The sequence below is a fragment of the Streptomyces sp. CBMA156 genome, from assembly GCF_014596515.1.
In the GTDB taxonomy this organism is placed as follows: domain Bacteria; phylum Actinomycetota; class Actinomycetes; order Streptomycetales; family Streptomycetaceae; genus Kitasatospora.
This window is the reverse complement of record NZ_MSJQ01000311.1, coordinates 1-8,046: the sequence shown is the minus strand read 5'-3', so window position 1 is coordinate 8,046 and position 8,046 is coordinate 1. Positions and strand designations below refer to the sequence as shown.

Below are 8,046 nucleotides of genomic sequence, written 5' to 3'. Positions count from 1 at the left end.
GGCCGCGGGCCCTGGCCCGCCGGTAGAGGCGGGCGCGGCCCTCGGTGGTCTCGGCGGCGCGGACCACCACGGGCAGGTTCTCGCTGACCACCGGGCCGAGCCGGCGCCCGCGCCACAGGGCGGCGAGCACGGCGGCGACGGCGAGCTGGTAGCCGGCCCAGCGCCAGCCGTCCGGGAGGTAGTCCTCGAAGGTCTTGGTGCGGGCGCTCTCGGGGAGCGGGACGGAGTAGTCGGGCAGGTGCCAGGTGAGGCGGGGCTGCGAGCCGAGCAGGCCGAGGGCGAGGGAGGCGTCGCCGTCCTCGGTCAGCCGGCCGTTGTGCAGGAAGGTGCCGCTGCCGAGCACGATGACGTCCCGGTCGCCGTCGCCGGCCGGGAGGTGGACCAGCGGGTAGCCGTGGCCGCGGGGGTAGCAGCCCTCGCCGCGGCTGCCGCTGGTGTAGAGCATGCCGCCCTGCTGGGCGCTGCCGGCCTGGACGGCCTCGGGGAGGGAGCACTCCGCGGGGGTGGAGCGGACGGCGGCGTACGGCGGCCCGCCCGCGTCGTCGGACAGCCGGATGCCGGGGGCGAGCACGGTGAGCGCGGCCGGTCCCGGGGCGACCAGCACCAGCCGCCGGTGCCGGGCGGCGGCGATGCCGTGCAGCTGGGCGGGGCTGAGCAGGTCGGGTTCGGGCAGGACGAGGGTGTCCTGACCGCCCGGGGAGAGCGCCGGGTCGGTGGTGAACTCGGCCTTGAGGCCCTGGCGTTCGAGCAGCGCGATGACGGCATGGGTGCCGTCGCGGTCGTACGAGCGCGGGTCCAGCGGCGGGTAGCGGCGGTCCTGGCCGAGCGCGGACACGGCGGCGGCGCCGATCAGCAGGGCGGCGAGGACGGCCAGGTACCAGCGGGCCCGGCGCCACAGGGTGCGTGCGGTGGGCGCGAGGCTGGTCGGGGCGGCGGTGGGCGCTTCGACGGGCGGCACCGGGGCGGGTGTGGGGACGGTGCCGGTCATGCCGCTCCTCCCGGGGTCGGGGCGGGGACGGCGGCCTGGTCGGGCGCGAGGACCGGGCGGGTGCGTTCCAGCGTCCGGTCGAGTTCGTGCAGCAGCCGGTACGCGTCCTGGTCGGCGGTGTGTTCGCCGTACGCGATGTCGTCGAAGGTCCGGGCGGCGGCGGCCAGGGCGGCGGCGTGCTCGGGCAGTGCCCGGCCGGCCTCGGCGGCGGCCTCGTCGGCGGTGCGGCCGGGGCGGGTGTCGAGCAGGGTGCGCTCCTCCAGGCCGCGGACCAGGGCGCGCATCTGCTCGCGGACGGCCTCGGTCCAGCGTCCGGCGGCGGCGTGCCCGGCGGCGTCCGCCCGGTACCGGGCGGCGCTGCGCGGGCCTTCGGCGCCGTACACGTCCTGGACGGTGCGGGCCGTGCGGCGGGGTGCGCCGAGGCGCCACCAGAGCGCGGCGCCGATCAGCACCGCGACGATCAGGAAGAGGATCAGTCCGGTGGTGCCGCTGGTGCCCTCGCCGGAGATGCTGTCGAGCGCGTCGGCGATGTGGTCGTAGAACCAGTCCGTGACCCGTTGCAGCACGGACGGGTCGTGCTTGTGGTACTCCGCGTCGAGAAGCTCGTCGCGGGCGGCGTCGCGCGCCGGGTCACGCGGGACGGTGACCGGGGCGCCGCCCGCGACGAGGAGCCTGTCCCCCCAGCTGGGCATCCGGTTCAGCGCCTCGCCGTGGTCGGGTCGCCCGGCCCGCTCCGGCCGGTGCCGCCGTAGTCGGGCAGACCGGCGGCGCGGGCGAGCTCGATGTCCAGGGCCTCGCGGCGGATCCGCTGGTCGATGTAGACCAGCACGCCGACGGTGGCGATGAACGGGGTGGTGAAGGTGCCGGCGATGATCCCGGCGACCGCCAGCAGGATCACCATGGCGGTGCCCTGGTCGGTGGTGGTGGGCAGGCCCTGGCTGTCGAGGCTCTCGAAGCCGAGGGCCAGGCCGATGAACTGGAACGGGACGATGACGATCATCGCGGTGATGAACGCCAGGATCTGGGCCAGGACGGTGATGCCGAGGACCCGCCACCAGGCGCCGCGGACCAGGCGCCGCGAGCGCGACAGCGCCGTCAGCACGCCCTGCTTCTCCAGCATCAGGGCGGGGGCGGCGAGGCTGAAGCGCACCCACAGCCAGATGGCGACGGGCGCGGTCAGCAGGGCGACCAGGGTCAGCAGGCCGGCGATCGCGTCGGAGTCCGCGCCGGCGGCGGAGTAGCCGATCAGCGGGAGCAGGCCGAGCAGGATCACGCCGGGGCCCAGCAGGAGGGTGAACACGGTCAGCCCGAGCAGCTGCAGCAGCCGGGGACGGGCGTCGCGCCAGGCCTCCCCGGCGGTCACGGGCCGGCCGAGGACGGCGCGGCTGACCACGATGGTGAGCAGCGCGGTGGCGAACACGGTGAGCAGCAGGTCGAGCGGCAGCCCGGCCAGCATCCGCAGGGTCGGGGTGGCCGCGCCGGTCCTGCCCTTGATCAGCAGGTTGACCAGGACGGTGCCGGCCTGGGAGACGACGGCGAGGCCGAGCGAGAACGCGAGCACGGTGCGCCAGTGCCGGCGGACGGTGGTGACGGCGCCGTCCAGCAGTTCGCCGACGGTCAGCGGGCGCAGCGGGATGACGCCGGGCTTGGGGCTCAGCGGGGCGCCCCAGCCGTACGGGCGCTGGCCGCCGGGCTGCTGCTGCCCCCACTGCTGCCCCCCGTGCTGTTCCTGCCGGGGGGCGCCTGCCGGGCCGGTCCAGCCGGGGGTGGCCTGCGGTGGTGCCGACGGCCCGGGCACGGCGGCGGGCGCGTCGGCCGGGGGCCTGGCGCCGTCGCGGGGCGGCTCGGACGAGCTGGGCGAGGCCCAGCCCGGGGTGTCGGTCATCACTGCTCCTCGGAGGGCGTCAGGGGCGCGACTGCGGGCGGTCTCCGCCCGCGCGCAGCGCCCATCGTGCCATGGGGCCGGAAACCGGCCCCACGGTGATCGGGTTGCTGATCGGCAACGGCCCTCCGGGGCGGGCCGGGTGGTGGTCCGCGGGGGGTTCCGAGCCGCTCCGGCAGGGGTATTCGCCCGGTATGGCCGGAATGCACCGGCAGGGGAGTTGGCCGTTCTGGAGCATTGGCACTGCTGTGCGGCAGGTCACAATCCGGTAATGAGAAGATGGACGCATGAAGGGACGCGTCCTCGTCGTTGATGACGACTCCGCACTGGCCGAGATGCTCGGTATCGTGCTGCGGGGTGAGGGTTTTGAGCCGTTTTTCGTCGCGGATGGAGACAGGGCGCTAGCCGCGTTCAGGGAGACCAAGCCAGACCTGGTCCTGCTGGACCTGATGCTGCCCGGCAGGGACGGTATCGACGTCTGTCGGCAGATCCGGGCGGAGTCCGGCATCCCGATCGTGATGCTGACCGCGAAGACCGACACGGTCGACGTCGTGGTGGGCCTGGAATCGGGTGCCGACGACTACGTCACCAAGCCGTTCAAGCCCAAGGAGCTGGTGGCCCGGGTGCGCGCCAGGCTGCGCCGTGCCGAGGAACCCACTCCCGAGCAGCTGACCATCGGCGACCTGGTGATCGACGTGGCCGGCCACTCGGTCAAGCGGGACGGCCGGGGCATCCCGCTGACCCCGCTGGAGTTCGACCTGCTGGTCGCGCTGGCCCGCAAGCCCTGGCAGGTGTTCACCCGCGAGGTGCTGCTGGAGCAGGTCTGGGGCTACCGGCACGCGGCGGACACCCGCCTCGTCAACGTCCATGTGCAGCGCCTGCGCTCCAAGATCGAGAAGGACCCGGAGCGCCCCGAGATCGTGGTGACCGTCCGCGGCGTCGGCTACAAGGCCGGACCCAGCTGACGTGACGGACCGGGCAGACGACACCCCGTCGGGTTCCGCGACCGACGGGGCCGGGGCGCTGCGCGGCGACGTGCTGAGTTCGACCACCCGCCGCCGGCGCGGCCCCGCCGGTGCGGTCGGGCTGGTGAAGCGTCAGCTGCGCCGCCCCGTGCACCAGGTGGCCACGCTGTACCGCCGGTCGATCCAGCTGCGCGTGGTCGCGGTGTCCCTGCTGGCGTCCATCGCGGTGGTCCTGGTGCTGGGCGTGGTCGTGGTGGCGCAGGTGCGCACCGGCCTGCTCGACACCAAGATCGACGCCGCCCGCGCGCAGGCCAGGATCGGCTTCCAGGTCGAGCAGAAGAAGATCGACGAGGCCGGGGAGCAGAAGCTGCGCGGCGGCGGCGACCCGGCCGTCGACGAGGTCGGTACCTGGCTGCTGCGGCAGGTCAACGACCTGGCCGGGAGCGGGCAGACCGTCTACTCGGTGATCGCGATGGCCCCCGGCACCGGCACCGTCGTCCCGGACACCGCCGGCTTCGCGCCGCGCTACTCGGGCGACATCCAGCCGAACAGCATCCCGGACTCCCTGCGGGCCAAGCTGCGCTCCGAGCCCACCCAGCAGATGTTCGACCAGCCGACCCGGATCCACCGCTCGCCCGAGAGCAGCGTCAAGTCGGAGCCGGGGCTGGCCCTCGGCATGCAGTTCGTCGGCCCGGGCGGGACGCCGTACCAGCTGTTCTACGTGTTCTCCTTCGGGCAGGAGACCGACACCCTCAACCTGGTCACCGGCACCCTGGCGACCGCCGGCGTGTTCGTGGTGATCCTGATGGGCGGCATCGCCTGGGTCGTGGTGCGCCAGGTGGTCACCCCGGTCCGGATGGCCGCCGGGATCTCCGAGCGGCTCGCCGACGGGCACCTGGAAGAGCGGATGAAGGTCACCGGGACGGATGACATCGCCCGCCTCGGGGAGTCCTTCAACCGGATGGCCAACGCCCTCCAGGCGCAGATCCGCCAGCTGGAGGAGCTGTCCAGGGTGCAGCGGCGGTTCGTCTCCGACGTCTCGCACGAGCTGCGCACCCCGCTGACCACGGTCCGGATGGCCGCCGACCTGATCTACGACAGCCGCGAGGACCTGGACCCGATGGCGGCCCGCTCGGCGGAGCTGCTCCAGGGCCAGCTGGACCGCTTCGAGTCGCTGCTCGCCGACCTGCTGGAGATCAGCCGCTTCGACGCCGGCGCCGCGATCCTGGACGCCGAGCCGGTCGACCTGCGCGAGATCGTGGCCCGGGTGCTGGAGGCCGCCGACCCGCTGGCCCAGGCCAAGGGCAGCGCCGTGGTGATCCGCGGCGACGGCGAGCCGGTGCTCGCCGAGGTGGACTCCCGCCGGATCGAGCGCATCCTGCGCAACCTGGTGGTCAACGCCTTGGAGCACGGCGAGGGGCGCGAGGTGGTGGTCCGGCTGGGTTCCGCGGACGGCGCGGTCGCGGTCGGCGTCCGCGACTACGGCATCGGGCTCAAGCCGGGCGAGGCGTCCCGGGTGTTCCACCGCTTCTGGCGGGCCGACCCGTCCCGGGTGCGGACCACCGGCGGCACCGGCCTCGGCCTGTCCATCGCCGTCGAGGACGCCCACCTGCACGGCGGCTGGCTCCAGGCCTGGGGCGAGCCGGGCGGCGGATCGCACTTCCGGCTCACCCTGCCGCGCACCCGCGGCGGCGAGATCACCAGGGCGCCGTTCCGGCTGGAGCCGGAGGACTCCCGCAACAACCGGGGCCTGGGCGCGCAGGGCACGCCGTACCGGCGGGCGATCAGCCCGGCGGGATCGACGGCGACGGCCGCCGTCGAGGACCACGCGGAGACGCCGGAGGGCAACGGCCTCGGCAGCGGGCTCGGCGGGGTGCTGAACATCGGCCCGGGGCTGGGCCGGAGCCGGCTGCCCGAGGGCCCGCGCGCGGACCCCTCGGACGTGCGGGCGGCGGCCGGGTACGGGGCCACCGGCGCCCAGGTCATGGTGGACCCGACGCCGGGACGGCTGTCGGTGGCACAGCGGACGGCGGAGCCGGACGCCACGGGTGGGACGACGGACGCGGAGGGGTCGCAGCGTGCGAAGGACGAGCAACAGGACTGAGCCGCGGGTCCTCGCGGTGGTCGGCGGGCTGCTCGGCGCCCTGGTGGCGAGCGGCTGCGCGGCCATGCCCGACTCCGGCGGCATCACCAGGGTGGAGCTGTCCCAGGGCTCGGCCGACAAGAACCTCCAGGCCCGGGTCTACCCGGTGGCGCCCGGCAAGGGCGCCAAGCCGCGCGAGCTGCTGACCGGGTTCCTGGACGCGGTGACCGCCGACGAGGGGTACGACACCGCGCGCAAGTACCTCACCGAGAGCGCCGCCGCGGACTGGAAGCCGGAGCTGGGGATCGTGGTGCTCTCGTCCACGACCATCCCGGCCGGCCAGGACGTCACCGACGCGGACACCACGGTCTCGGTGCCGGTGAGCGGGCAGCTGGTCGCCAACGTCGACGAGAAGCACTCGTACCGGCTGGTCGCCGGGCAGAACAACAGCGTCTCCGACTTCACCTTCGTCCGGAAGGACGGCGAGTGGCGGATCGACAAGCTGCCGTCCGGCGTGATCATGAACGAGACCAACTTCCGGAACAGCTTCCGGCAGGTCGAGCGGTTCTTCTACACCGCGCCCGACCCGTCGGCGGTGGCCTCGGGGAACGTCGGCCAGGAGGTGCTGGTCGCCGACCCGATCTACCTGCGGCGCCGGGTGGACCCGCTGGCCTCGGCGGCCCAGGCGGTGGCCGACGGACCCTCGAAGTGGCTCTCGCAGGTGGTCAGGACGGCGTTCCCGGACGGCACCAGGGTCGAGCGGGTGACCACGGACGACTCCAGGGGCGCCCACGTGCAGCTCGGCGCGGCCGACCTCGGCGAGCCGATGGCCTGCCGCCGGATGGCGACCCAGCTCTTCTACACCCTCGCCGACCAGGGCAAGGGCCAGTTCGACAAGCTGGAACTGAAGGGGCCCGGCGGTTCCTGCACCGCCACCCGCGGCGACAGCCCGGCCACCGGTCCCGGCTCCCTGGCCGGGCAGGCGGCCCCGACGCAGTACTACCAGCGTGCCGACGGCGCCCTGGTGGCGACCGACGAGGGGCGCCCCGGCGACCCGGTCCGCGGCATCCTCGGCAAGCCGCAGTCGAACACCAAGCCGCCGCTCGGCGCCCTCGCGGTCAGCCGCGGCGGCAACCAGGCCGCCGCGATCAGCGAGGACGGCCACCAGGTCTACTCGGTGCCGCTGGCGGACAACGCGGTGGCCATGGGCGAGCCGGTGCTCAGCTCGCCGGCCAAGGGCGGCGACAAGGAGGACGGCTTCGACTCGCCCAGCTGGGACGGCCGCGGCGACCTCTGGGTGGTGGACCACAACAAGCAGGCACCGCGGGTGGTGATGGTGCGCGGCGCCAAGCCGTACACCGTGCCGGTCGAGGGGCTGACCGGACAGACCGTGCAGGCGCTGAAGATCTCCTCGGACGGCCTCCGGGTCGCCCTGGTGGTCAGGACCCAGGGCTCGGCGATCCGCTCGCTGTGGTTCGGGCTGGTGGTGCACGGCGGCACCCCGCAGTCGCCGACCGTGAAGATCACCGATCTGCGCCGGGCCGCTCCCACGCTCACCGACGTCGCCTCGGTGTCCTGGGCGGAGAGCGACCGGCTGGTCGTGCTCGGCAAGGAGGCCGACCGGACCCAGCAGCTGTACTTCATCAGCACCGACGGTTCGCAGAGCACGGACACCCAGCTGCAGAGCGCCGAGAGCATGCTGACCGTCGCGGCCTCGGAGTCCCGGCAGGACCGCCTGGCTCAGGTGCCGTCGGTGCTCGCGATGGGCGAGGTCAAGCAGACGGACGGCAAGCCGAGCGAGGTCAAGGCCTTCCGCCTGGTCAACAACCAGTGGCGGGAGACCTCGCTGATCGACAAGCCACGGTCCTTCTTCTACGCGGGCTGAGGCCCGGGCGGGCTGACGGGGCGTCCGGGTGGGCCGGGCGCCCTCCCGGGGCGTTCCCGTGCCTCCTCGGGGGCTCCCCGGGGCCTTCCCGTGCCTCCCGTGCCTCCCGTGCCTCCCGGGCGTCTTCCCCGCGAGGGGGTGGGGGGGGGGGGGGGGGGGGGGGGGGGGGGTGGGGAGGGGGGGGGGGGGGGGGGGGGGGGGGGGGGGGGGGGGGGGGGGGGGGGGGGGGGGGGGGGGGGGGTC

The 8,046-nt window shown here is 74.5% G+C and carries 6 protein-coding genes; 3 read left to right on the top strand and 3 right to left on the bottom strand.

Features of this window, described 5'->3' with window-relative positions; translation table 11 throughout:
• The 3 genes from BU198_RS26980 to BU198_RS26970 form a co-directional block, all read right to left on the bottom strand.
• Window positions 1–988 (bottom strand): DUF4350 domain-containing protein (locus BU198_RS26980; RefSeq protein ID WP_188299481.1); only part of this gene is annotated, 988 nt, incomplete at its 3' end.
• A complete protein-coding gene (locus tag BU198_RS26975; RefSeq protein ID WP_188299480.1) occupies window positions 985–1,680 on the bottom strand; it encodes a DUF4129 domain-containing protein in 696 nt (231 codons plus the stop codon). The genes BU198_RS26980 and BU198_RS26975, both read right to left, overlap by 4 nt.
• A 5-nt stretch (window positions 1,681–1,685) precedes the next feature.
• Window positions 1,686–2,873, bottom strand: a complete 1,188-nt coding sequence (locus BU198_RS26970; protein ID WP_188299479.1) for a hypothetical protein — start codon at window positions 2,871–2,873, stop codon at window positions 1,686–1,688.
• Between the two features lie 284 nt (window positions 2,874–3,157).
• Here BU198_RS26970 and mtrA point away from each other — a divergent pair, with 284 nt between their 5' ends.
• Genes mtrA through BU198_RS26955 form a run of 3 tightly spaced genes read left to right on the top strand, consistent with a single transcriptional unit; the run spans window position 3,158 to window position 7,803 of the window.
• Window positions 3,158–3,835 carry an MtrAB system response regulator MtrA gene (gene mtrA, locus BU198_RS26965; protein WP_030247322.1) on the top strand — a complete coding sequence of 226 codons (678 nt, stop codon included), beginning with the start codon at window positions 3,158–3,160 and terminating at the stop codon, window positions 3,833–3,835.
• A gap of 1 nt (window position 3,836) precedes the next feature.
• Window positions 3,837–5,939 (top strand): MtrAB system histidine kinase MtrB, encoded by a 2,103-nt coding sequence (gene mtrB, locus BU198_RS26960; protein WP_188299478.1) that lies wholly within the window; start codon window positions 3,837–3,839, stop codon window positions 5,937–5,939.
• Entirely contained in the window at window positions 5,914–7,803 is a 1,890-nt protein-coding gene (locus BU198_RS26955) for an LpqB family beta-propeller domain-containing protein (RefSeq protein ID WP_188299477.1), read from the top strand. Before mtrB ends, BU198_RS26955 begins: the two co-directional genes overlap by 26 nt.
• The last annotated feature ends 243 nt before the right edge of the window (window positions 7,804–8,046 follow it).

Excerpts from the sequence above, each read along its gene's own strand:
- BU198_RS26970 (WP_188299479.1), bottom strand. The coding sequence starts at position 2,873 with ATGACCGACACCCCGGGCTGGGCCTCGCCCAGCTCGTCCGAGCCGCCC.
- mtrA (WP_030247322.1), top strand. The coding sequence starts at position 3,158 with ATGAAGGGACGCGTCCTCGTCGTTGATGACGACTCCGCACTGGCCGAG.
- BU198_RS26975 (WP_188299480.1), bottom strand. The coding sequence starts at position 1,680 with ATGCCCAGCTGGGGGGACAGGCTCCTCGTCGCGGGCGGCGCCCCGGTC.